This is a genomic window from Pseudomonas sp. 2FG, from assembly GCF_005502935.1.
Taxonomy (GTDB): domain Bacteria; phylum Pseudomonadota; class Gammaproteobacteria; order Pseudomonadales; family Pseudomonadaceae; genus Aquipseudomonas.
In genome coordinates this window covers 20,624-39,880 of sequence record NZ_SCMP01000004.1, presented here as the reverse complement: position 1 = coordinate 39,880, position 19,257 = coordinate 20,624, and the positions used below count along the sequence as shown (strand labels likewise).

Annotated in this window: 22 protein-coding genes and 1 pseudogene; 15 read left to right on the top strand and 8 right to left on the bottom strand. The window is 64.9% G+C overall.

Features of this window, described 5'->3' with window-relative positions; translation table 11 throughout:
• Positions 1-123 precede the first annotated feature (123 nt).
• A complete protein-coding gene (locus tag FFS13_RS05270; protein WP_137818060.1) occupies positions 124-1,035 on the top strand; it encodes an SDR family oxidoreductase in 912 nt (303 codons plus the stop codon).
• Positions 1,036-1,133: 98 nt separating this feature from the next.
• Here FFS13_RS05270 and FFS13_RS05265 read toward each other — a convergent pair whose 3' ends face one another.
• Positions 1,134-1,937: a SirB1 family protein gene (locus tag FFS13_RS05265; protein WP_137818059.1), complete on the bottom strand. Its 804-nt coding sequence runs from the start codon at positions 1,935-1,937 to the stop codon at positions 1,134-1,136.
• 288 nt (positions 1,938-2,225) lie between these two features.
• On the opposite strand from FFS13_RS05265, the gene FFS13_RS05260 reads away from it, so the two are divergent.
• The 4 genes from FFS13_RS05260 to FFS13_RS05245 all read left to right on the top strand — a co-directional run bounded on the left by FFS13_RS05260 (position 2,226) and on the right by FFS13_RS05245 (position 6,649).
• Positions 2,226-3,248: a Glu/Leu/Phe/Val dehydrogenase gene (locus FFS13_RS05260; protein WP_137818058.1), complete on the top strand. Its 1,023-nt coding sequence runs from the start codon at positions 2,226-2,228 to the stop codon at positions 3,246-3,248.
• A gap of 92 nt (positions 3,249-3,340) precedes the next feature.
• Positions 3,341-4,480, top strand: coding sequence for a pyruvate dehydrogenase (acetyl-transferring) E1 component subunit alpha (pdhA, locus tag FFS13_RS05255; protein ID WP_137818057.1), 1,140 nt, complete (start codon positions 3,341-3,343; stop codon positions 4,478-4,480).
• Positions 4,473-5,471, top strand: a complete 999-nt coding sequence (locus tag FFS13_RS05250; RefSeq protein WP_137818056.1) for an alpha-ketoacid dehydrogenase subunit beta — start codon at positions 4,473-4,475, stop codon at positions 5,469-5,471. Before pdhA ends, FFS13_RS05250 begins: the two co-directional genes overlap by 8 nt.
• A gap of 68 nt (positions 5,472-5,539) precedes the next feature.
• Positions 5,540-6,649, top strand: coding sequence for a dihydrolipoamide acetyltransferase family protein (locus FFS13_RS05245; protein ID WP_137818055.1), 1,110 nt, complete (start codon positions 5,540-5,542; stop codon positions 6,647-6,649).
• 108 nt (positions 6,650-6,757) lie between these two features.
• Here FFS13_RS05245 and FFS13_RS05240 read toward each other — a convergent pair whose 3' ends face one another.
• Positions 6,758-7,027: a YebG family protein gene (locus FFS13_RS05240; protein WP_137818054.1), complete on the bottom strand. Its 270-nt coding sequence runs from the start codon at positions 7,025-7,027 to the stop codon at positions 6,758-6,760.
• A gap of 335 nt (positions 7,028-7,362) precedes the next feature.
• Here FFS13_RS05240 and FFS13_RS05235 point away from each other — a divergent pair, with 335 nt between their 5' ends.
• Entirely contained in the window at positions 7,363-7,830 is a 468-nt protein-coding gene (locus tag FFS13_RS05235; protein ID WP_137818053.1) for an aminoacyl-tRNA deacylase, read from the top strand.
• A gap of 57 nt (positions 7,831-7,887) precedes the next feature.
• Here FFS13_RS05235 and FFS13_RS05230 read toward each other — a convergent pair whose 3' ends face one another.
• Positions 7,888-10,212 (bottom strand): bifunctional diguanylate cyclase/phosphodiesterase, encoded by a 2,325-nt coding sequence (locus tag FFS13_RS05230; RefSeq protein ID WP_171006425.1) that lies wholly within the window; start codon positions 10,210-10,212, stop codon positions 7,888-7,890.
• A gap of 387 nt (positions 10,213-10,599) precedes the next feature.
• On the opposite strand from FFS13_RS05230, the gene FFS13_RS05225 reads away from it, so the two are divergent.
• From FFS13_RS05225 to FFS13_RS05195, 8 genes are all read left to right on the top strand, one after another.
• Positions 10,600-11,097 carry a phosphate-starvation-inducible protein PsiE gene (locus FFS13_RS05225; protein WP_137818051.1) on the top strand — a complete coding sequence of 166 codons (498 nt, stop codon included), beginning with the start codon at positions 10,600-10,602 and terminating at the stop codon, positions 11,095-11,097.
• Positions 11,098-11,444: 347 nt separating this feature from the next.
• Positions 11,445-11,855, top strand: coding sequence for a TonB-dependent receptor plug domain-containing protein (locus FFS13_RS19990; protein ID WP_256657824.1), 411 nt, complete (start codon positions 11,445-11,447; stop codon positions 11,853-11,855).
• Entirely contained in the window at positions 11,852-12,118 is a 267-nt protein-coding gene (locus FFS13_RS19985; RefSeq protein WP_256657823.1) for a TonB-dependent receptor plug domain-containing protein, read from the top strand. Before FFS13_RS19990 ends, FFS13_RS19985 begins: the two co-directional genes overlap by 4 nt.
• Positions 12,081-12,368: a TonB-dependent receptor gene (locus tag FFS13_RS05215; RefSeq protein WP_137818050.1), complete on the top strand. Its 288-nt coding sequence runs from the start codon at positions 12,081-12,083 to the stop codon at positions 12,366-12,368. Before FFS13_RS19985 ends, FFS13_RS05215 begins: the two co-directional genes overlap by 38 nt.
• 39 nt (positions 12,369-12,407) lie before the next feature.
• Positions 12,408-12,704, top strand: a complete 297-nt coding sequence (locus FFS13_RS05210; protein WP_137818049.1) for a DUF3649 domain-containing protein — start codon at positions 12,408-12,410, stop codon at positions 12,702-12,704.
• The gene (locus FFS13_RS05205) at positions 12,701-14,224 is read left to right on the top strand and encodes a PepSY domain-containing protein (protein WP_137818048.1); all 1,524 of its coding nucleotides are present in this window, start codon (positions 12,701-12,703) and stop codon (positions 14,222-14,224) included. Before FFS13_RS05210 ends, FFS13_RS05205 begins: the two co-directional genes overlap by 4 nt.
• On the top strand, positions 14,224-14,547 hold the full coding sequence (locus FFS13_RS05200; protein WP_137818047.1) for a DUF3325 domain-containing protein: 324 nt from the start codon (positions 14,224-14,226) through the stop codon (positions 14,545-14,547). The genes FFS13_RS05205 and FFS13_RS05200 overlap by 1 nt, the downstream gene beginning before the upstream one ends.
• Positions 14,548-14,625: 78 nt before the next feature.
• On the top strand, positions 14,626-15,135 hold the full coding sequence (locus FFS13_RS05195; RefSeq protein WP_137818046.1) for a DUF3016 domain-containing protein: 510 nt from the start codon (positions 14,626-14,628) through the stop codon (positions 15,133-15,135).
• A 107-nt stretch (positions 15,136-15,242) separates the two neighbouring features.
• Here FFS13_RS05195 and FFS13_RS05190 read toward each other — a convergent pair whose 3' ends face one another.
• Positions 15,243-16,118 carry a helix-turn-helix domain-containing protein gene (locus FFS13_RS05190; RefSeq protein ID WP_137818045.1) on the bottom strand — a complete coding sequence of 292 codons (876 nt, stop codon included), beginning with the start codon at positions 16,116-16,118 and terminating at the stop codon, positions 15,243-15,245.
• Positions 16,119-16,166: 48 nt separating this feature from the next.
• Positions 16,167-16,244, bottom strand: a pseudogene (locus FFS13_RS20330) (hypothetical protein); the annotation flags it as partial.
• Positions 16,245-16,273: 29 nt separating this feature from the next.
• On the opposite strand from FFS13_RS20330, the gene FFS13_RS05185 reads away from it, so the two are divergent.
• Positions 16,274-17,170: a DMT family transporter gene (locus tag FFS13_RS05185; protein WP_137818044.1), complete on the top strand. Its 897-nt coding sequence runs from the start codon at positions 16,274-16,276 to the stop codon at positions 17,168-17,170.
• Between the two features lie 164 nt (positions 17,171-17,334).
• Here the strand turns inward: FFS13_RS05185 and FFS13_RS05180 are convergent, their stop codons facing one another.
• Genes FFS13_RS05180 through FFS13_RS05170 form a run of 3 tightly spaced genes read right to left on the bottom strand, consistent with a single transcriptional unit; the run spans position 17,335 to position 19,131 of the window.
• A complete protein-coding gene (locus tag FFS13_RS05180; RefSeq protein WP_137818043.1) occupies positions 17,335-17,715 on the bottom strand; it encodes a DUF393 domain-containing protein in 381 nt (126 codons plus the stop codon).
• 60 nt (positions 17,716-17,775) lie between these two features.
• Positions 17,776-18,606, bottom strand: coding sequence for an SDR family oxidoreductase (locus FFS13_RS05175; RefSeq protein WP_137818042.1), 831 nt, complete (start codon positions 18,604-18,606; stop codon positions 17,776-17,778).
• A 60-nt stretch (positions 18,607-18,666) separates the two neighbouring features.
• The gene (locus FFS13_RS05170) at positions 18,667-19,131 is read right to left on the bottom strand and encodes a multidrug transporter (RefSeq protein WP_137818041.1); all 465 of its coding nucleotides are present in this window, start codon (positions 19,129-19,131) and stop codon (positions 18,667-18,669) included.
• Positions 19,132-19,257: the final 126 nt, after the last annotated feature.

Sequence of the window (19,257 nt, the reverse complement as noted above, 5' to 3'; positions counted from 1 at the left end):
GGCCTCGGGGATAATCATCCCGCTGCCTTATCGGCCACCATTCAGCCGCGGCGGTCTTCATTGTGAGCGCCGCGCGCCTGCACGACACTCGCCCCATCGCAAACCCCGCCGTAGGAGCCGTTTATGAGTGAAGCCGTCCGCTTCGAAGATAAAGTCGTGATAGTCACCGGTGCCGGCGGTGGTCTTGGCCGTGCCCATGCGCTGTTGTTCGCCCAGCATGGCGCCAAGGTGCTGGTCAACGATCTGGGTGGCAGCACCCATGGCGAGGGCGCCAACGCCTCGGCCGCCGACCGCGTGGTTGCGGAAATCCGTGAGGCGGGCGGCACCGCGGTGGCCAACCACGACTCGGTGACCGACGGCGAAAAGATCGTGCAGCACGCGCTGGACGCCTTCGGCCGCCTCGACGTGGTGGTGAATAACGCCGGCATCCTGCGCGACAAGACCTTCCACAAGATGGAGGACGCCGACTGGGACCTGGTTTACAAGGTCCACGTCGAAGGTGCCTACAAGGTCACCCGCGCCGCCTGGCCGCACCTGCGTGAGCAGAACTACGGCCGGGTGATTTTCACCGCCTCGACCTCGGGCATCTACGGCAACTTCGGCCAGTCCAACTACGGCATGGCCAAGCTCGGCCTGTACGGTCTGACCCGCACCCTGGCCATCGAAGGCCGCAAGAATAATATCCTGGTCAACGCCATCGCCCCGACTGGCGGCACCCGCATGACCGAAGGCCTGATTCCGCAGCAAGTCTTCGAACAACTCAAGCCGGAGCTGGTCAGCCCGTTGGTGGTCTACCTGGGCAGCGAAAACTGCCAGGAAACCGCCGGCCTGTTCGAAGTGGGCGGCGGCTGGATCGGCAAGGTGCGCTGGGAGCGCAGCAATGGCGCCGGTTTCGATCCGCAAGCCGGGTTTGACGCGGAAGACGTGGCGGCCCAGTGGCAGCAGATCTGCGACTTCGAAGGCGCCAGCCATCCGGCGGACAATATCGAGGCGATGACGCAAATGCTGGCCAACCTGCAGAAATACACCGGTTGATCCGGCCAGTCTGACGGGGGAAGCGGCCAGCGCGCGGATTTCCCCGCATGCCGCGCAGTAGGGTGAAGGTCCTGGGTCTGTTGACTCAGCTTGGCCTGTTAATGCAGTGCCGGCGTTTGGCTGAGCTGGCGCAGCCTGTGCGTCAGCGCTAGGCGCTGCGCCGGGTCGTCGCTCAGCAGCAGGGCGTGCTCTAGATCGAAACGCTCGGCCTGTGGACAGTCCAGCTGCTGATAGAGCTCGGCGCGGGCCAGGTGGTCGCTGGCGGAGGGTGGCCCCAGTTCGAGCACGCGTTCGGCATCTTTCAGCGCGGCCAAATAGTCTTGAGCCTGCAGATGCAGATGCCGCAGATTGCGCGAAAGCCGCTGCAGCAGGCTGCGGGCATCGCAGTTTTGCAGGTGTCCGGCGCAGAGTTGTGCGCTAGGCCCAAGCTGCTGAGCCAGCAGTTCGCGACAGTCCTGGGTGTAAAGGCGGCGCCCGCCGCAGGGGTCGAGCAGATGATCGGCGCCAGGAACGCGCAGTAAGAAATGCCCGGGAAAGTTCACGCCCTGCAGGGGAATCTCCAAGCGCCGGGCCAGTTCGAGGGCCACCAAGGCCAGCGACAGGGGTTGGCCGCGGCGCCGTTGCAGCACGCGGTGGAGCAGGGCCGCCTGTGGCCGCAGCGGGCTTTCATGGTCCTCATGGAAGCCCAGCTCATTCAGCCGGCGCAGCAGCGGTTGGGCCAGCTCATGGCTGGGCAGCACCGGCAAACCTGCAGCCACTTGCTGTTGCAAGCCGGCGATGTCACGCAGCCAGCGCTCCGGCTGCAGGGCCGGATCGTGCTCGGCAGCAATCCACAACGCCGCTTCAAAGACCGCAGGCGGCTCACGTTCGAGGCAGGCAAGGCAGGCTTGGCGCGGGGTCATCGGGTTCTCCAATTCGCTCTTGGTTTGTAGCGGGTCGCCTAACCTGCGTCTAGCCCTTTTATCCCGCCGCTTGCAGAAAAAACCGACGCAGCGCTGAAGGTGCGCGCTCCAATGCACGGAAGCGCTCGGTGCGCCCCGTGACTAGCCGTTATGACGGTACAAGCCTGGCCGAGCAAGCCGGCCTTATGCTGCCTGCCGCAGCCCGGCTGCGTACTTATACCTGCCCGTTCGGTCGCCGTCGGGGGTGCGACCTATACTGCTGATAATTACAGGCAATGGAGCCTCAGCATGTTTGCCATCATGGAAGCCGCCCGACTCGAGGCGCTGCACCTGGCACAGGATCCCGTCACGGGCCTCAAGGCCATTATCGCGATTCACAACACGCGCCTCGGCCCGGCCCTCGGCGGCTGCCGTTACCTGGCTTATCCCGATGAGCGCAGTGCGATTCGTGATGCCGTGCGCCTGGCCCAAGGCATGAGTTACAAAGCCGCGTTGGCCGGGCTTGCGCAAGGCGGTGGCAAGGCAGTGATCATCCGGCCGCCGAATGTGGACAATCGCGGCGCCTTGTTTGAAGCCTTCGGGCGCTTTATCGAAACCCTCAACGGCCGCTATATCACGGCGGTCGACAGCGGTACCTCGAGTGCCGACATGGACTGCATCGCCCAACACACCCGCCACGTCACCAGTACCACCAGTGCCGGTGATCCCTCACCGCATACCGCCATGGGGGTGTTCGCCGGTATTCGTGCGACGGCCCAGGCGCGCCTCGGTAGCGATGACCTGGAAGGTTTGCGCGTCGCCATCCAAGGGCTCGGCAATGTTGGCTATGCGCTCGCCGAGCAGTTGCATGCCGCCGGGGTCGAGCTATTGGTCAGCGATCTGGACCCCGGTCGGGTGCAGTTGGCGGTGGAGCAACTCGGTGCACAGCCGGTGGCCAGTGAAGCGCTGCTCGGCACGCCGTGCGACATCCTCGCGCCTTGCGGCCTGGGCGGCATCTTGAATGCGCAGACGGTGGGTCAGCTGCGCTGCTCGGCGGTGGCCGGGGCGGCGAATAACCAGTTGGCGAGCACCGAGATTGCCGATGAGCTGGAGGCGCGGGGGATTCTGTATGCGCCGGACTACGTGATTAACTCCGGCGGCTTGATTTATGTGGCACTCAAGCACCGCGGGGAAAGCTTGCCAGCCATTACGGCGCATCTTGCGCAAATAGACAGACGCTTAACCGAGATTTACGCCCATGCCCAGGCCGACAAACGCTCCCCCGCGCGCGTCGCCGATGCCTTGGCCGAACGCCTGCTGTATAGCGGCTGAGCCCCCACCCGGGAGCAGCCGCCGAGAGTCCCGCCGCCACAAGCGGAGGGGGAACGCCATCGCACCTACCCGGTGTGTCGAGGAGTCGTGTCATGACCCCTAACAAGATCGACCTCCCGTATACCCGCTACCTCGACCCCGATGGCCGCGCGCTCGGTACGCTGCCGGCCTGGGCCGACGACTTCAATCTGCTGACCAAGCTCTACCGGCAGATGGTGCTGACCCGTCTGTTCGACCTGAAGGCCGTCGCCCTGCAACGCACCGGCCGCATCGGCACCTACGCGCCGACCCTCGGCCAGGAGGCGATTGGTGTCGCCATCGGCGGCCTGATGCAGCCGCAAGACGTGCTGGTGCCCTATTACCGCGACACCGCCGTGCAACTGATGCGCGGCGTGCGCATGGAAGAAATCCTCCTCTACTGGGGCGGCGACGAGCGCGGCAGCGCCTTCGTCGACTCGGCGGCCGCGCAGGACTTTCCGATCTGCGTGCCGATCGCTACCCAGGCGCTGCATGCCTGCGGGGTGGCCAGCGCGTTCAAGATCCGCGGCGAACACCGGGTCGCCGTGACCACCTGCGGCGATGGGGCCACCAGCAAGGGCGATTTCCTCGAGGCGCTCAACGTCGCCGGCACCTGGCAGTTGCCGGTGGTGTTCGTGGTCAACAACAACCAATGGGCGATCTCGGTGCCACGGCGCATCCAGTGCGGCGCGCCGACCCTGGCGCAGAAAGCCCTCGGCGCCGGCTTCCACGGCGAACAGGTGGATGGCAACGACATACTCGCCGTCTACGACCGAGTTCAGGTCGCCTTGGAACGTGCACGCCATGGCAAAGGCCCGGTGTTGATCGAATGCCTGAGCTACCGCCTCGGCGATCACACCACCGCCGACGATGCGACCCGTTACCGCCCGGCCGAAGAGGTCAAACAGGCCTGGTTGGAGGAGCCGGTCAAACGGCTGCAGGCCTTTCTCGCCAGCCAAGGTGTGTGGGATGAAGCCCGCGAGCAAGCGCTGGTCGCCGAGTGCCAGGCGCTGGTACAGAGGTCGGTGGACGCCTTCGAGTCTGCCGGCATCCAGCCGGTCGAAGCGGTGCTGGACTACGTCTACGCCAAATGGCCGGCGCCCTTGGCCGAGCAGCGCGAGTGGTTGCTGGAGCGTGCGGCCCGCCGCGAGGCGCAAAGCGCCTCGCCCTCATCCGGCGCCGCGCGCCACGTCGGAGGTGCGCGCCATGGGTGAGACAAAAGTGCCGAATGCCAAACTGACCCTGCTCGAAGCGGTCAACCTGGCCCTGCACCGCGCCATGCGCGAGGACGAAAACGTCGTCGTGTTCGGCGAAGATGTCGGCGTTAACGGCGGCGTGTTTCGTGCCACCCAGGGCCTGCGCGACAGTTTTGGCTTCAAGCGGGTGATCGACACCCCGCTGGCGGAAACCATGATCGCTGGCCTGGCCGTCGGCATGGCCGCCCAAGGCCTGAAGCCGGTGGTGGAAATTCAGTTTCTCGGCTTTATCTACGCGGCCATGGATCATCTGGTGTCCCATGCCAGCCGCCTGCGTAACCGCACCCGTGGCCGTCTGAGTTGCCCGCTGGTGCTGCGCAGCCCGATGGGCGCCGGCATCCGCGCGCCGGAGCACCACAGTGAAAGCACCGAGGCCTTGTTTGCGCATATTCCGGGGCTGCGCGTGGTGATTCCGTCCTCGCCGGCGCGGGCCTATGGCTTGCTGCTGGCGGCGATCGACGATCCCGATCCGGTGATCTTCCTCGAACCGACGCGGCTCTATCGGATGAACCCGCAAGCCCTGGTCGACGATGGCCGGCGCCTGCCGCTGGACACCTGCTTCACCCTGCGCGAAGGCAGCGACATCACCCTGATCAGTTGGGGCGCCAGCGTCCACGAGACCCTGCAAGCCGCCGCCGCCTTGGCCGAGCAGGGCGTGTCCGCCGAGGTGATAGACGTCGCCTGCATCAAGCCGCTGGATCTGGACACCCTGGAGGCCTCGGTACGCAAGACCGGGCGCTGCGTGATAGTCCACGAGGCGCCGCGCTCCTGCGGGGTGGGTGCGGAGATCGCCGCCAGCCTTTACGAGCGGGTCTTCCTGGATTTGCAGGCACCGATCCAGCGGGTCACCGCGCCGGATATTCCGCCGCCGCTGTATCGCCTCGAGCAGCTGTATATCCCCGGCGTCGAAGACATTCTCGCGGCCTGCGACACGCTGCTGATCATCTAGGAGCGGGCCATGCCCGCGATGCTTGCGCTGGACCACAGCTACGGGGGAAGCGAAATGGGAGATTGGAGATGAAGTACTTCAAATTGCCCGATCTGGGCGAAGGCCTGCAGGAAGCCGAGATCGTCGAATGGCACGTCAAGGCCGGCGATACGGTCAAGGCCGACCAGTTGCTGGTGTCGGTGGAAACCGCCAAGGCCATAGTCGATATTCCCGCACCCTATGACGGGGTGATCGCCAAATGCTTCGGCAACGATGGCGAGATCCTCCACGTCGGCGAGCCGTTGCTGGCTTACGAGGGGGAAGACGATGCCGGCACCGTGGTCGGTCGCCTGGAAGGGGGTGGTAGCGCTCAGGAAGACAGCTTCTTCGTCGGTGCCGCGCCGTCTACCCGCGAGCATCTGGCGCCACGTGCGACCCCCGGCGTGCGCCAATTGGCCAAGCAGTTGGGGGTGGAACTCAATGGCCTGAGCGGCTCCGGCGCCGACGGCATGATCACCCGTGCCGATGTCGAAGCGACGGCGCAAACGGCGCGGGACAAATTTGGCGGCGAGAAGCTGCGTGGCGTGCGCCGCAGCATGGCAATCAACATGGCCAAGTCGCACGCCGCCGTGGTGCCGGTGACCCTCTATGGCGACGCCGACCTGCACCAGTGGGGCAAAGCCCGCGACCCATTGATCCGCCTGGGTAAAGCCATCGCCGCCGCCTGTGCGGTCGAGCCGCTGCTCAACGCCTGGTTCGATGGCCAGTCGCTGTCGATCAAGCAGCATCGGCAACTCGATCTCGGCATCGCCGTGGATACGCCGGATGGCCTGTTCGTGCCGGTACTGCGCGATGTCGGCGCGCGCAGTGCGGAAGACCTCAAGGAGGGCATGGCGCGTCTGCGGGAGGACGTCAAAGCGCGCTCGATTCCACCCCAGGAAATGATGGGTGCGACCATCACCCTGTCCAACTTCGGCACCCTGTTCGGGCGTTACGCCAATCCGGTGGTGGTGCCGCCCCAAGTGGCGATCATCGGCGCCGGCGGTATTCGTGAAGAACCGGTGGCGGTGGCTGGCAAGGTGCTGGTGCACCCGATCCTGCCGCTGTCGCTGACCTTCGATCACCGCGCGGTAACCGGCGGGGAAGCGGCGCGGTTTATGCGGGCCATGGTCGAGGCGTTGGAAAAACCTGACGGCTAAAAAAGCCGATAACCAACGATTTTCCCAAGCATAAAAAGCCCCTCGCGCGTGAGGGGCTTTCTTCGGCAGGCATCTGACGCAGGTCAGGCGGCTGTAGAACGCTGGATGTCAGTCCGCAGGTTCTTCAACAGGGTTGATCAGCTCGTTCAAGGCGTCTGGCTGGCTCTTGAAGGCCTTGGCAAATACCTCGCGGTTCTTGGCCATATAAATCCCGATTTCTTCGCCTTGTTGCTCGCTCAGTGACGGTACGGCTTTGTGCAACACCTGCGTCACTAACTCCGCCAGTTCGAGCATTTTGTCATGACGATCGGCTTCGGCTTTATCCATGAACAAACGCTCCAGATCTCGGCTGCTGCGGTACACCACTTCGACGGCCATTCATCACCTCACCTTCATGCGGGTTAGTCGTGCTGATTACTGTGTTTATATACAGCCTGCAAGCATAAAGCAGTCCGCCGCGCTTGGATAGCGGCCCGCTTCAAGCAGGTGGTTAAAACGATGTCGTGTAACCACGCCTGGCTTAGACGCTGCGGCCGCACACCCATGCACTAGACTTGTAGAGCGAGCAGTGGGCCCTGGCTCACCGCTCAAGGTAGGGGCAGGGAGGTACCCCTGTTGCGAATGAGCCGGTAGCTACCCGCACCGGCCAGCGCGGGTTTCAGCAGGACGATGAGGCCGGCGTCAATCCTCAGGCCAACGGCAGGAGGTGCATCATGACCATGGCCACCCGTTTGCAAAGCTACTTGTCACAGAACCATTCCCGCTACGACATGCTGCAGCACGACCCCTCGGTGACCACTCGTGAAGCGGCCCGGCGCGCCGGCGTGCCGCCCCATCTGATGGCCAAGTCGGTGATCCTCGATGACTTCCAGGGGCACTGGCTGATGGCGGTGGTGCCGGCGACTCGGCAGGTTGATCTCGGCAAGGTGCGCAAACTCACCAAACGCCACTGGCGGCTGGCCCGGGAGAACGAGTTCAGCGCCCGTTTCGGCGACTGCGAGTATGGCGCGATTCCGCCGGTGGGCAGTGCCTTCGAGATGGAAACCCTGATCGACCAGGCCCTGGTGGGCGTCAAGGATGTGTATTTCGAGTCGGGCGATCATGAAGCGCTGGTGCATATGAGCACGGAGCAATATCTCCAGCTCATGCCGGATGCCCGGCGCGGATCGCTCAGCGAATAGAGTTGGCTTGCGGCGCCAGCCAACTCTGCCCGCGGCGACGGGGCGCAGTGTGCGGTTCTATGACTCCAGCGGCGGGCTGGCGGCCGTCTCGCGGGCCTGCAGCCAGTCCAGCAGCTGCGGTTCGGGCATGGGCTTGGCGAACAGATAGCCCTGCATCAACCGGCAGCCGAGCACCTGCAAACGCTCCTTCTGCTGGGGGGTTTCTACGCCTTCGGCGATCACGCTCATCTGCAACTGTTCGCCGAGCGAGAGAATCACCTTGACGATACGTTCATCACCCTCGTCAAGCAGGCGGGTGAAGGACTTGTCCAGCTTGAGGGCCGACATCGGCAGGTGTTGCAGGCGCTGCAGGGAGGAGTAGCCGGTGCCGAAATCATCGAGGTGGAGCTTGAAGCCGGCCGCGACCAGGGCGTTCACCTGTTGCTGGAGCAGCTCCAGGTTTTCCGAGAACGCGCTTTCGGTCAGCTCGAAGTGCACGCTGTGCCGGGATAGCGGCTCGGCGTCTATCAGTTCGCACAGTTGGCTGACGAGGTCGACCTGCAGCAACTGCTTCACCGACAGATTGATATTGAGGGCGAGCCCGGGCCGCAGCTGCTGCAAGCGCGGCAAGGCGTGGACGGCATGCCGGGCGATATAGTGCCCCAGTTCGCCGATCAGGCCGGCTTCCTCGGCCACCGGAATGAATTTGTCGGGCGGGCAGAAGCCCGCGTCGGTTGGCCAGCGTGCCAGCGCCTCGACCATCACCACCTCCAGGGTTGTGCAGTCGACTATCGGCTGGAACCAGACCTCCAGCTGGCCCATGATCAGGGCCTGGCGCAGGCGTTGCTCGATGAACATGCGCTCCTGCACGTTGGCATGCATGGCCGCGGAGTAGAACGCATAGCGGCTCTTGCCCGCGCGCTTGGCTTGGTACATGGCGATGTCGGCGTTGCGCAGCAGCTCCTCCTGGCTCATGTCCGGCGCGGCATGGGCGATGCCGATGGAGCCGCTGATCGCCAGGCGGGAGCCCTGAAACATCAGCGGCTGACAGATCTCTTCCAGCAGCCGCTGGGCCAGGATGTGGCTGCCCTGCCCGGCGCTTTCCAGGCTGAGCACGGCGAACTCGTCCCCGCCCATGCGCACCGCGGTGTCGCTGGCGCGAATCAAAACCCGCAGCCGTTGAGCGATGCTGTCCAGCAGGGCATCGCCGGCCTCGTGGCCGAGGCAGTCGTTGATCAGTTTGAAGTCGTCCAGATCGATCAGGTAGATGGTCAGCGCCAGTTCCGGCTGACGCTGCTGGATGGCTTGGTAGAGGGGCAGGCGCTCGCCGAGGAACTTGCGGTTGCCCAAGCCGGTCAGCGGGTCCTTGCGCGCATCCTGGTACAGATTCGCATGGGCGGAGTGCACTTCCGCCATCAGCTCGTTGAGCGACTGGGCCAGTTGGTCCAGTTCGTCATGGCCTTGCACCGGCCAGACCGGCGGTTGCTCATCCACCCGCTGCCGTTGTTCGGCCAGGCGCGAGAACAGGCTGAGGCGTTTGAGGATCAGGCGATCGAGCAGGGCGGCGGCGGCCAGCGCCGCCAGCACCAGGATGACCAGGGAGTTGCCGATCAGCAGCAGGTCGCCGGCGCGTTTCTGGCTGTGCAGGATCGGTGGGTGCTGGATGATGAGGCGCAGGGCGCTGCTGCCGAGGGAGTCCTCGAGGACCCGGCTAACCCGGATGCTGTCCGACGTCGTCCGCGGCGTCTGCACGCTTGCCGCCGCCGGCGCCAACTGGAACGCCGTGGAGACCAACTGCGCCAGCTCGGCCTGGCCGTCATCATCGAGCAGACGGCCCATCACCAGCCAGCCTCGCCGCGGCTGGGTACGGCTGTTGTCGAGCACCGGGGCGTAGGCCAGGAGGGCCGGGATGCCGTCGATCCAGCGCAGCAGGTAGGCGCCCTTTTGTTGCAGGCTGGGAGTGAGCGTGGCGAGGCCGGCTTGCACCTCGCGCAGCTTGGCGCTGTCGGCGCCGAGTTCTTCCAGTTGCTCGGAGCCGGCATCGAAGGCGGAATGAGGTTGGCCGGCGGCGGTGAGGAAGGTGGCGAAATCCACCCGCAGAGTTTTCATGGAGGCGGCGGTGAAATTGCTCTCCAGGTAATCAGTATTACTTTGTTGCAGATACTGGTAGGTGTCGTCCCAGGCGCCATAGTCCACGGCGCTGCCCAGCAGGCCCTGGGCCTCGGCGGTGAGCACCGCGCGGACCCGTTCCAGCTCCTCCTGGGCATGGCGCTCTTCGAATTGCAGCAGGCTCCGCTGCAGCAGATGGGAGGTGGTCCAGTAGCTGGCCAGGGCAAACCCGGACAGCAACAGCAGCAAATAGAGCAGGGTGCGGGTACGCAGGTTTTGGATTTTGCGAAACACTCGGCCCTCCTTGGCGGCAGCCATAGGCTGCTCCCGGTGGAATCCTCAGCTCGGCGTTGGCGGCGGGTTGGAGCCCGTCTCCCTGGGTTTTCTGCCTGGCCCCCGGAGCCTGGAGCGCCAATGGCCGACTGTGTGGGGGGCGGGCCGGGAAAAGGGGGGTTCCCCGAGTGACTTCCACTAACCGACCTGGCGTCTCGTATCAGCGGGTTCGGCGCAGGGCACAAGGTTTATTACCGCTTCCCAGGTCCGCGGGATGTGATGACGTTAGCAGTGAGTGCCCGTTCTCGCCACTCCGCCCAGGAGGCTTGCACTGGCCCCCATCCTGCATAACCCAAGTGTCACCTTCGAGCGCCATCATCACGGCGAGTCGTACCAAGGAGCAGCATCTTGAAACTGAACTGGGCCGAAGCCCTCCGCGCGAACGTGCACGGCCTGGCGGAGTCGCTGGGCAATCTGCTGGTCGAGAGCTTTCACTACCTGGCGCTGTTCGCCATCGGCGGTATCACGGCTTGGGCGGCGGTGGTGGCGTTTCTGGGCATGGTGGAGAAGGGCCATATCACGGTCGATGACATTCTGTTGCTGTTCATCTACCTGGAACTCGGCGCCATGGTCGGCATCTACTTCAAGACCAACCATATGCCGGTGCGCTTCCTGATCTATGTGGCGATCACCGCGCTGACCCGCTTGCTGATTTCCGATGTGTCGCACCATCACAGCCCGGATATGGGCGTGGTGTACGTGTCCGGGGCGATTCTGCTGCTGGCCTTGGCGATTTTGGTGGTGCGCTATGCCTCGTCGCAGTTCCCCTCGGTGTCGACGGAAAAATCCGGGCACAAGCGCAGCCAGCCCGGCCAAGCAGCTGAGGGTGAAGTCGAGGCCGACTAGGCCTGCCCCTGGGCACAGGGCGGGCTGGCATCCTGCCCCAGCTACCCCGCCGATTTTACCCCGAACGCCGGCCAGCCCTTCGCCCCCTGTTCGAGATCCCCGAGAGCAAGGTGCTCACCGAGGCCCCGCCGCCGGCATCCCCGCCCCATGCACGCTGAACACCAGCGCGGCTTACCCCTGGTAAGGGGCGAGCGGCCGGGCGCCACGGCCCCGCTTCAGGCTTTGATCGGGCTATTTGAAAATAATTGCTAAATACAAATAATTCGTAAACACTTCCGCGGATTTTTCTCGTTCGCTTGCACGGAGCCGGCGAAGCATTCGAAACCCGACCCTAGAAGGATGTTCCCATGGCTGCATTCTCTGCTCGTAAGCCCGTGGCCACTGCAGTGCGCGCGGCCCTGTTCGGCCTCGGCCTGCCGCTGGCCGCATTGGCCGCAGATGCCAGCAAAGGCGCCGCAGCGCCAACCCAACAGGGAGACGGGCAGGTCGAGCTGCAGAGCCTGAGCATCACCGGGGTCGAAGAAACCGAATCGCCGTTCGGCCCGGTGGTCGGTTATGTCGCCGAGCGCAACTCGACTGGCACCAAAACGGATACGCCAATCCTGGAAACCCCTCAGTCGGTATCGGTGATCACCGCCGATCGCATTCGTGATCAGGGCGCGCAGAGCGTGCAGGATGCGCTGCGCTACACCGCCGGCGTGCGTGGCGAAACCTACGGCCTGGCGACTGGAGCACCATCCGTGGCAGCGCACCGGTGATCTTCCAGGACGGACTGCAGCAGACCTTCGGCTATTACGCCAACTCGCGTCCCGATCCCTACACCCTGGAGCGCATCGAGGTGCTCAAGGGGCCGTCGTCGATGCTCTACGGGCAGAGTTCGGTGGGCGGCATCGTCAACCTGGTGAGCAAACGCCCGCAGGCAGAGCGGCAGGGCCAAGTGCAGGCGCAGTACGGCAGCTTCGATCGAGCCCAATTGGCCGCCGATGTCGCTATGGAGCCTCTACCGCTTCAGCATCGGTGACCTGCCGGGCTTCAGCGTCGGCGCTGGCGTGCGCTATGTGGGCGCGAGCTGGGATGGCCGCGATAAGTTGAAAACCCCGTCCACCACCCTGGTCGATGCCCTGTTGAGCTACCGGTTGCAGAACTGGGACTTCAGGCTCAACGGCAGCAACCTCGAGGACAAGACCTACTACACCACCTGCCTGGCGCGCGGCGACTGCTTCATCGGCACACGGCGCACCATCACCGGCACCGTGGCTTACAACTTCTGACCAGTGCCCGGGGTAGCCGGGCCGGATAAGGGAAAGACCGTGAGCAAAGCCAAGACCTCCACGCGCTGGGCCGTGACCTCGCGCATTCTGGCGGCGATTCTCGGCGGATATGCGCTGGCCTATGCGGCCACCGCGTTTCTTGCCGTGTATCTGCCGCTGATGCGCAGCGACCGGGTGGTGTTCGCCAGCCTGGCCTGTTTTGCCGTTTATACCGCGGCAATCCTCTACGCCTTCGCGGCGCGCAGCGCGTTGCGCGTCTGGCTGGTGCTGCTCGGGCTGACCGCGCTGATGGCCTTGGCGGCATTCCTTCCCGCTGAATTCGGAGCGCGACCATGAGCTTGCGACAATCCATGGCCGGCCTGCATACCTGGGGCGGCCTGCTGCCTTCCTGGCTGCTGTTCGTCATCCTCTTCGCCGGCAGCATCGCCTGCTTCGACAAGGAACTGGAACGCTGGATGCGCCCGGCGCTGCATGTACCCGGCGAGCACAGCCTGAGCCTGGACCAGGTGCGCGGCTGGCTGTTGGCCAAGGCGCCGGATGCCCACGCCATCTGGCTGCGTCCGCCGAGCGAACGCGAACCCTTCTGGTGGGCCGGCTACGAGCCGGCGGACGAGCGTGGCTTCCAGAGCTTCGCCCTCGACCCCAGCAGCGGCGAGGCGATGCCGGACACTCTCGGCGGAGCCTTCTTCTTCACCCTGCATTACGACCTGCACGCCGGCGCCATCGGCATGTACCTAGTCGCCATCGCCGCCATGTTCATGCTGGTGGCGCTGGTCAGCGGCATCATCATCCACCGGCGCATCTTCAAGGATTTCTTCACCCTGCGGCCGAACGCCAACGGCCAGCGCGCCTGGTTGGATGCGCATAACCTGTTCGGCGTGCTCGGCCTGCCGTTCCACCTGCTCATCGCCTACAGTGGCCTCGCCATCTTCGTGGTGTTCTACATGCCGGCCGGCGTGCAGGTGGGCTACCAGGGCGATGCCGAGCGCTTCTTCCACGAAGCGATGGGGACTTACCAACGTGAGGAGGTCAAGCGTCCGGCGCCACCGTCGGTGTCCCTCGATGCTTTGCTCGAAGAGGCTCGGCAACGCTGGGGCGGCGGTCAGCCGGGCTGGATCAGTGTTCACCATCCGGGCGATGCGGCGGCGGTGGTGGATATCCGGCGTTTCGAGCGGTCGAAGATCGTCGACTTCCAGTGGGTCCTGTCCTACGACGCCGGCACCGGCGAGCTGCTAAACGAGCAACGGCCCTATGCGGCGGGTTACCAGAGCTACGCCTGGCTGAGCAACCTGCACATGGCCCAGTTCGGCGGGCAGCTAGTCCGGGGCCTGTACCTGCTACTCGGCCTGATGGGTTGCGCCATGCTGGTGGGCGGCTTGCAGGTCTGGCTGCGTAAGCGCGAGGCGCGCGGCGGCCGTGGCATAGGCCTGGTGCGGGCGCTGAATGGCGCGGTGCTCGGCGGCCTGCCGCTGGCCAGCCTCGGCCTGCTGTATGGCAACCGCCTGCTGCCTGCCGGCTTAGCCGAGCGGGCTAGCGCCGAGGCCTATGTGTTTATCGGCGTCTGGTTGCTGGTTGCGCTGTGGGCGCTAGTGCGGCGCAACAGTGGGCGCGTCGCGCGCGACCTGCTCGGCAGCGCCGCCGTGCTGGCGCTGGGGCTGCCCTGGCTGAACGCGCTGACCAGCACCGATGGCCACCTGCTGGCCAGCGTGCCACGTGGTGACTGGGTGCTGGCGGGCATCGACCTGAGCCTGCTGGCAACCGGCCTGATCTGTGCCTTGCTGGCCTGGCGTCGGCCACCCGTGCCGACGGCAAGCCCCGTAGCTGTTCGTCGTCAACTGGCCGAGGAGAGCGCTTGATGCTCTGTTTGAGTTTTGCCCTGAGCTACCTGGCCATGACCGCGTTGAGCCTGGCGATGTCGCGGCATCACCAGGCGATCCTAAGCGGGGCTCCCTCGCCCCTGCGCAGTCGTGTGTTGCGGATTGCGGCGGTGCTGGCTTTCGGCATTGCGCTGGGGCTGTGCAGCGAACGTTTGGGCGGCGAGATCGGCGCGCTGATCTGGCTCTGCCAACTGATGCTGGCCGGCCTGCTGCTGGTCGCCTTGCTGGCCTGGCGTAGCCGCTGGGTGCTGCCGTTGAGCCTGCTGCTGCCGTTAGGCGGGCTGCTGCCGCTGGCGGCTTGAAACGGCTTTTCAGCCGTGGCGGTGGGCGTAAACTGAGCCTGACGGTGAGTGCGAATAAGCACCGTTAGGAGGTGTGCAATGCGCCTGTTTATTGCGCTGATTCTTGGTGTTTTGTTGCTTGTGCTGGCCCCGGTAGCACTGGCATCGACCACCGAGGTCAGCTTCAGCCATCCGGAAAACTACAGCGATGCGCGGTTCTCCCGTGCCTACGGTCGCGGCGCCGATGATTCGGTGCTGAACGAGTTGCAGAGCTTTATCGAGAAACTTGGCCAGCGCTACCTGCAACCAGGCCAGAGCCTGCGAGTACAGGTGCTGGATATCGACCTGGCGGGGCGTTACGAGCCCTGGCGGATCAATTACGGCGAGGTGCGCTTCATGCGCGAAATCACCTGGCCACGGATCAAACTGCACTATGCCCTGCAACAGGACGGCCAGGAGATCGCCAATCGCGAGGCGCTGGTGATCGATCAGTCTTACCTGCAACACGGCAATCGTTATTTCAGCAGTGATCGCCTGCGCTATGAGAAGGCCATGCTGGATGACTGGTTCCGGCGCAACTTGGGGCCGCAGGCTCAGACGCAGAACTAGGTTGCGCTGATTTTGCTGCTTAGCCCTTAGCAATATCTGGTCGGTGCCCAGGCCACAGAGTATTCAGTTGGGGGCCTACGCCGGGGTGACGACTGACTCCGCGTTTTCTAGCCGCACAGGGCCGCGCGGTAGTCGCCAGGTGTGGCGCCCAGGGCCGCGCGAAAGCGATTGCTGAAGTGGCTGGCGCTGGCGAAGCCGCAGGCCAGGGCGATTTCACCCAGGGGCAGGGCGCCGTCTTTGAGCAGCTGTTGCGCCCGCGCCAAACGCCGGGCCAGCAGGTAGCGGTGGGGCGGGACGCCGAAGCTTGCGCGGAACATGCGCGCGAAGTGGTAGGCGGACAGCGCGGCGAAACTCGCCAGCTCGCCCAGGCTGATGGGCTCGGCCAGGTGCGCTTCGATATAGTCGATCAAGTGCCGGCGCAGGCGTGGCGCCAAGCCGCCCTTCAGACGCAGGCCCTGGCGCAGGCCGACCTGGTTGAGCAGGACGTGGCTGAGCATCTCGTGGGCCAGGCTGCTGGTCAGCAGTCGCTCGCCGGGCTCGTCCCAGTTCAGCGCGGTCAACTGCCGAAAGCGCAGGGCCTGCTGCGGGTCGTCGAGGAAGGTGCGCTCGCGCAGCTGCAGCTCGCGCGGCTCGCGGTCGAGCAGGCTGAGGGCGCCGAGGGCGAAGCGCTCGGGGCTGATGTAGAGGTGGGCGAGGCGGATTTCGCCATTGATCACCCAGGCCGACTCATGGCCGGCGGGCAGCACGCAGAGCTTGTCCGGCGCGCCCTTGCTGCTCGGGCTGTCGCGGCGGAAGGTGCCGGTGCCGCCCGCCAGGTAGCAGGACAGGGTGTGGTGGCTCGGCCCCTGGTATTCGCGGGCGTCGTGGTGGTTGCTCCAGAGCGCCGCGATCAGGCCGTCGCCGAGTTCGGCACAATGCTCGAGACGGGCATGCGGCGAGCTGCTCAGCGATTGGAATACCTGGATCTGTGCGAGTTGCGACATGGCCTGAACCCGCGCCGACTGCGGCGCTCTAGTGGGCCCATGCTAACGCGCGCGGGCGCCGCTGCCAGCCCGGCGCAGCAAATAAGCGCAAGTTTGTGCAAGCGGGTCGTCGCTTGCACGGCCCAGACTCCCCGGCATAGTCGTAGGAGTCGCGCATGAACCTCTCGCTGTATCTACTCACCGTGCTGATCTGGGGCACCACCTGGATCGCCATCAAGCTGCAGATGGGCGCAGTCGCCATTCCGCTGTCGATTGCCTATAGATTTGGCCTGGCGGCTGCGGTGCTGTTCGCCGTCTTGCTGCTCAGCCGCCGCTTGCAGAAGCTCGATGGTCGCGCGCAACTGCTGTGCTTGGCGCAGGGGCTGTGCCTGTTCTGCATCAACTTCCTGTGCTTCTACACCGCCAGCCAGTGGATTCCCAGTGGGTTGATCGCCGTGGTGTTCTCCACCGCGACGCTGTGGAATGCACTGAATGCGCGGATCTTCTTTGGCCATAAGGTGGCCGCCAATGTGCTGGCGGGTGGCGCCCTCGGCTTGGCAGGCTTGGCGCTGCTGTTCTGGCCCGAACTGGCCGGCCACCAGGCCAGCCAGGAAACCCTGATCGGTCTGGGCCTGGCGCTGTTCGGCACGCTGTGCTTCTCCGCCGGCAACATGCTCTCCAGCCTGCAGCAGAAGGCCGGCCTCAAGCCGCTGACCACCAACGCCTGGGGCATGCTGTATGGCGCGCTGCTGCTCTCGGGTTATTGCCTGCTCAGCGGTACGCCGTTCAGTTTCGATACCAGCAGCCGCTATGTCGGCTCGCTGCTCTACCTGGCGATTCCCGGCTCGGTCATCGGCTTTACCGCCTACCTGACCCTGGTCGGCCGCATGGGGCCGGAGCGCGCCGCTTACTGCACCGTGTTGTTCCCGGTCGTCGCGCTGAATATCTCGGCCTTGGTCGAGGGCTACCAATGGACCTTACCCGCGCTGGCGGGGCTGGTATTGGTGATGCTGGGGAACGTGCTGGTGTTCCGTAAGCCCAAGCCGCGGCCGCTGGCGGCGCTTGCTCGCTAGTGTGCTGTCTCGCAATAATCATTGCTCAAGCGGCTGCGGCTGGCCTGTGTAGGGTGCGCCGTGCGCACCACTGACACCGGGTGCCTGGTGCGCACGGCGCACCCTACGAGCCGGTGTCATCGAAACAATAATTCTGAGACAGCACACTAGCGTGCTTAAAGCCGCTACCAATGCCCGAGCCTGCGATTCCAGCGATAGAGCAGCCTGGCGAAGACTTTGTAGGCGAACGCTACGCTGGGGCGAATGACTGGCAGGCGAACCATATGGCCCAGCCAACGCTGCTTCGGCGTTTTCGCCCAGAGTTCGGCAAAGGCTTCGGTGCCTATGTTGATATGCCCAGCTTCGTCCTTAAGGTAAAGGCGCTCGCGGACTTCCTCCAGAGACGCACCGACTTCTTTAACCGCCTCCGGGTTGTGGTGCACATCCACCCACTCGATATCGGTGATGCCACACGACTCCATGCGCTTTCTTTGAGCGTTGATGCCGGCTCTGCACACCGGGCAGGCGCTGTTGTAATACACCTTGGGCTTTGCTGGGTCTCTCATATAGCCCTCCATGACTCCGAGCTGGCCAACCTTGCCGGCAGTCTAGCGGCCATGGCTGAGTCAAAGCGTTCGATCCAGGCCAAAACGTTTTTTCAGTACCTTCTCCAGCAGCGCCTTAGGCACCAAGCATGCCAGCAACGGCAGCGCGCGGCTGCCGTTGCCCAGGCGCAGCAGGCGTGGCGGGGAGGCGCTTTGGACGGCGGCGAGCAAGTTGCGGGCAAAGTCGCTGGCGGGTGTGGGGTGGTCTTGCGAGGCTTTGGCGCGAGCGCGGATGCCTTCGCGAATCGGCCACCAGGGTGAGCCTTCGGCAATCACCTGTTCGGCTTCACGGCTGGCGTTGGCGCCAAAGCTGGAGGCTATGGCGCCGGGTTGGACTTCCATCAAGCCGATGCCGAAGGGTGCGAGCTCCAGGCGCAGGGCGTCGGACAGCGCATGTACGGCGGCTTTCGAGGCGCAGTAGGCGCCGGCAAACGGGGTAACCAAGACGCCGGAGACGCTGCCGATATTCACCACCAGACCTTTGCTGCGGCGCAGCAGCGGGAACAGCGCGCGGGTCACGCCGACGAGGGCGAAGACATTGGTTTCGAACTGCCGGCGCAGCGCGTCGACGCCGCCATCCAGCAATGGGCCCATGGCGCCGAAACCGGCGTTGTTGATCAGTACGTCAAGGCCGCCGGTTTCCTGGTTCAGGCGGCTGGCGAGCTGTTCGGCGGCGGCGCCATCGTTGACGTCCAGTTGTACCGCGATAAAACCGGCGGCGCTGAGGGCGGCGAGGTCGTCGGTTTTGCGGGCGGTGGCCCAGACTTGGTAGCCGGCGGCTTGGAAGGCCTCTGCCAGGGCGCGGCCGATGCCGCTGGAGCAACCGGTGATGAGGGCGGTGGGCTGGGTCATGCGCTAGTCCTTTGGTTGGGCATGGCGGGTTCGTAGCCGATGTCGGTTCGGGGCGAGGGGTTAATCGGCAAAACTACCTTGCAGACGCTCGGCGCGGAATTCCACGGTCGCCGCGCGATAGCCGGGGCGCAGGGGCGGGAGTGGCAGGCAATCTTGCCAGCTCTCGCCGGGGAGCAGTTCGCCCGGGCCGCGGTAGCGGGGCGAATCGTAGAAGCTTTGCACCAGGTTGACGCTGTCTCCCGGAGCATAAGCGCTGACTCTCCAGCGCAACTCCAGCAATGGCTTGTCGCTGCCGTTCTTCAGCCGGAGGGCCAGCGGGCGGTCGGCCGGGCAGGCGTCGGGCGCGTAGTTCAAGCGCAGCTCGAGGTGGGCCAGTTGGCGTTCTTCACGTTGCTCCAGCCAGAACACCCAGACCGCGACCATGGCCAGGCCGAGTAAGGCGGCGAGGGACACCGGCAGGGCTTTAGCCGGGTAGCGGATCAGCAGAATCAGCCAGGTGAGGACGAGCAGGGCGCCGATCAGCATGGCCAGGACCTCGACTCATAAGTTTGGCGGCCTGCTGGAGTGCTGCGATAGGGCATGTGGGGGCCTCGCCGAGAGGGGAGGCACCATCCTACAACAGGGGGTTGGGGTAATAGATAGGGGGCAAGG

Bases quoted from the DNA above. Each gene is read 5' to 3' on its own strand.
- FFS13_RS05270 (WP_137818060.1), top strand. From the start codon at position 124: ATGAGTGAAGCCGTCCGCTTCGAAGATAAAGTCGTGATAGTCACCGGT.
- FFS13_RS05265 (WP_137818059.1), bottom strand. From the start codon at position 1,937: ATGACCCCGCGCCAAGCCTGCCTTGCCTGCCTCGAACGTGAGCCGCCT.
- FFS13_RS05260 (WP_137818058.1), top strand. From the start codon at position 2,226: ATGTTTGCCATCATGGAAGCCGCCCGACTCGAGGCGCTGCACCTGGCA.
- pdhA (WP_137818057.1), top strand. From the start codon at position 3,341: ATGACCCCTAACAAGATCGACCTCCCGTATACCCGCTACCTCGACCCC.
- FFS13_RS05250 (WP_137818056.1), top strand. From the start codon at position 4,473: ATGGGTGAGACAAAAGTGCCGAATGCCAAACTGACCCTGCTCGAAGCG.
- FFS13_RS05245 (WP_137818055.1), top strand. From the start codon at position 5,540: ATGAAGTACTTCAAATTGCCCGATCTGGGCGAAGGCCTGCAGGAAGCC.
- FFS13_RS05240 (WP_137818054.1), bottom strand. From the start codon at position 7,027: ATGGCCGTCGAAGTGGTGTACCGCAGCAGCCGAGATCTGGAGCGTTTG.
- FFS13_RS05235 (WP_137818053.1), top strand. From the start codon at position 7,363: ATGACCATGGCCACCCGTTTGCAAAGCTACTTGTCACAGAACCATTCC.
- FFS13_RS19990 (WP_256657824.1), top strand. From the start codon at position 11,445: ATGGCTGCATTCTCTGCTCGTAAGCCCGTGGCCACTGCAGTGCGCGCG.
- FFS13_RS05215 (WP_137818050.1), top strand. From the start codon at position 12,081: ATGTCGCTATGGAGCCTCTACCGCTTCAGCATCGGTGACCTGCCGGGC.
- FFS13_RS05205 (WP_137818048.1), top strand. From the start codon at position 12,701: ATGAGCTTGCGACAATCCATGGCCGGCCTGCATACCTGGGGCGGCCTG.
- FFS13_RS05200 (WP_137818047.1), top strand. From the start codon at position 14,224: ATGCTCTGTTTGAGTTTTGCCCTGAGCTACCTGGCCATGACCGCGTTG.
- FFS13_RS05195 (WP_137818046.1), top strand. From the start codon at position 14,626: ATGCGCCTGTTTATTGCGCTGATTCTTGGTGTTTTGTTGCTTGTGCTG.
- FFS13_RS05190 (WP_137818045.1), bottom strand. From the start codon at position 16,118: ATGTCGCAACTCGCACAGATCCAGGTATTCCAATCGCTGAGCAGCTCG.
- FFS13_RS05185 (WP_137818044.1), top strand. From the start codon at position 16,274: ATGAACCTCTCGCTGTATCTACTCACCGTGCTGATCTGGGGCACCACC.
- FFS13_RS05180 (WP_137818043.1), bottom strand. From the start codon at position 17,715: ATGAGAGACCCAGCAAAGCCCAAGGTGTATTACAACAGCGCCTGCCCG.
- FFS13_RS05175 (WP_137818042.1), bottom strand. From the start codon at position 18,606: ATGACCCAGCCCACCGCCCTCATCACCGGTTGCTCCAGCGGCATCGGC.
- FFS13_RS05170 (WP_137818041.1), bottom strand. From the start codon at position 19,131: ATGCTGATCGGCGCCCTGCTCGTCCTCACCTGGCTGATTCTGCTGATC.